The 1875-nt window shown below is 37.1% G+C and carries 1 protein-coding gene and 2 pseudogenes; all 3 read left to right on the forward strand.

Annotated elements, in window-relative coordinates; all coding sequences use genetic code 11:
• A pseudogene (locus ACEW8O_RS00095) lies at window positions 1-831 on the forward strand (hypothetical protein); the annotation flags it as partial.
• 75 nt (window positions 832-906) lie between these two features.
• Window positions 907-1632, forward strand: a complete 726-nt coding sequence (locus ACEW8O_RS00100) for an MBL fold metallo-hydrolase (protein WP_373492580.1) — start codon at window positions 907-909, stop codon at window positions 1630-1632.
• A 51-nt stretch (window positions 1633-1683) separates the two neighbouring features.
• Window positions 1684-1875: pseudogene (locus ACEW8O_RS00105) on the forward strand (dihydrofolate reductase family protein); the annotation flags it as partial.

The raw sequence follows: 1875 nt of genomic DNA on the forward strand, positions 1-1875 counted from the left end.
GGATATTTGGATGCGACTGGATCAGAGGTAAATAAAATAGTATTTACAGCCCACAACAAATCAAGTAGTGGCTATTGGAAAGGTATCAATTTTACTACTCCTTCACCGAATAACAAACTGATCAGGTCTGAGGTATCCTATTCAGGCTCTTCTAAGTTTCAGGGTTATGAGAAAAAAGGAAATGTGGTGGTGAGTGGTCTGCTTGTGGCCAGAGATTCAAGGTTTACCTTCGGATTGGGATATGGGGTTGTTGCCCAGCAACTTGATAGAATTAACCAAGATGTGGCCTCCTCTAATATCTTTTCCAACTTTACAGAAGGAAATGCATTCCCTGAAAGTTTGAGTAATCCCGAAGCACCTTCTTTATCCGGTGATTGGATAGATTGGTGGAGTTTTACCGAAGAGCATTTTACTGTTGATCCTAAGTTATATGACAGAACCAATAATGTATGGTTTAAAGGAGCTGCAGATCCATGGAATATAGCTTCCCAACAAGGATTTGGGTTAAAGATCGCGCAAAACGGCAAGTTTATCTGGACAATTGCAGAAAGACACGCTTTTGATCCAAATTGCTTTTCCTTTTCGGCAGAGTACATTACAGGAGTCATTACAGCTACAAACAATCAGGTGACTTTCCAACAGGATTATTGGAGAAGTAAATTTGAAAATAGTTGCGATGAGGAGCAAAATAGTGATGAAGAAATAACTCCGGGTGATATTCCTTTGAAATATGAAATCATCAGGGTTTTTCATCCTATGACAGGGAAACCATTTTGGCAGCTGAAATTTACCAACCCTGACAATTCTACCTTCTCCTATTTTAGACTTTGATCAATGAGGCTATCCTGATAAGATAGCCTCATAATTTTATATTTATATGGCCAATTTAAACCCCTTGATTCTGTAATGATGATTTATACAATAAAAATAGAGCAAATACAGAACAATGAGAAAATAACCTTATTTCCCACCTTGATAAGGATAAATGAAAAGGTCTATTTAATAGATTGTGGTTATGAAGAAACCTTGGAAACTTTTGTCAGGGAATTGGCAAAAATCGACATAAGTATTGATCAAATCCATGGTATAATCAATTCCCATGATGATATCGATCATATAGGAGGTCTAAAAAAATTCAAGGAGCATAATCGATCCTTAAAAACATTTTGCGGGGCATTGGAAGAAAAGTCGATAAGTGGCAAAATAAAATCTGAAAGATTGGTTCAGGCTGAAAACTCCTTGAATACCCTTACCGGAGATCATAGAAATTGGGCTTTAGGTTTTATTGACTCACTAAATAGAATCAAAAGGTATGAGGTAGATAAAACATTTGATGGTGGGGAATTTTTTGAAGATGAGATTCAGATCATCCATACCCCGGGGCACACCAAAGGGCATATTTCACTTTTCATTCCGAATCAGAATGTTTTGATTGCCAATGATGCATTGGTGGTGGAAGGAGATACATTTGGGATTGCCAATCCTTCTTACACATTAGATCTTCAAAATGCCATCCATACAGTTGAGAAAATAAAAGCACTCAAACCCCAAAAGATAATCTGCTATCACGGAGGTATTGTGGAGGATAATGTAAATGGAAAATTGGAGAAATTGATTTGTCAATATTCATAGTCTTTGAGTGTTTAAATTGAGTGAGTACTGAAAACTATTAAATGATAATATATGAGAAAAGTAATATTATACATCGCGTGCAGCTTGGATGGGTACATTGCCAAACCTGGAGACGATCTTTCATTTTTGGATATAGTAGCCAAAGAAGGAGAGGATTACGGCTACCGGGAATTTACTGATACTGTAGATACGGTAATCATGGGAAGAAGAACCTATGAATGGGTGATGGCCCAAGTTGATCAA

This window comes from Aquiflexum sp. (assembly GCF_041749095.1).
Classification (GTDB): domain Bacteria; phylum Bacteroidota; class Bacteroidia; order Cytophagales; family Cyclobacteriaceae; genus Aquiflexum.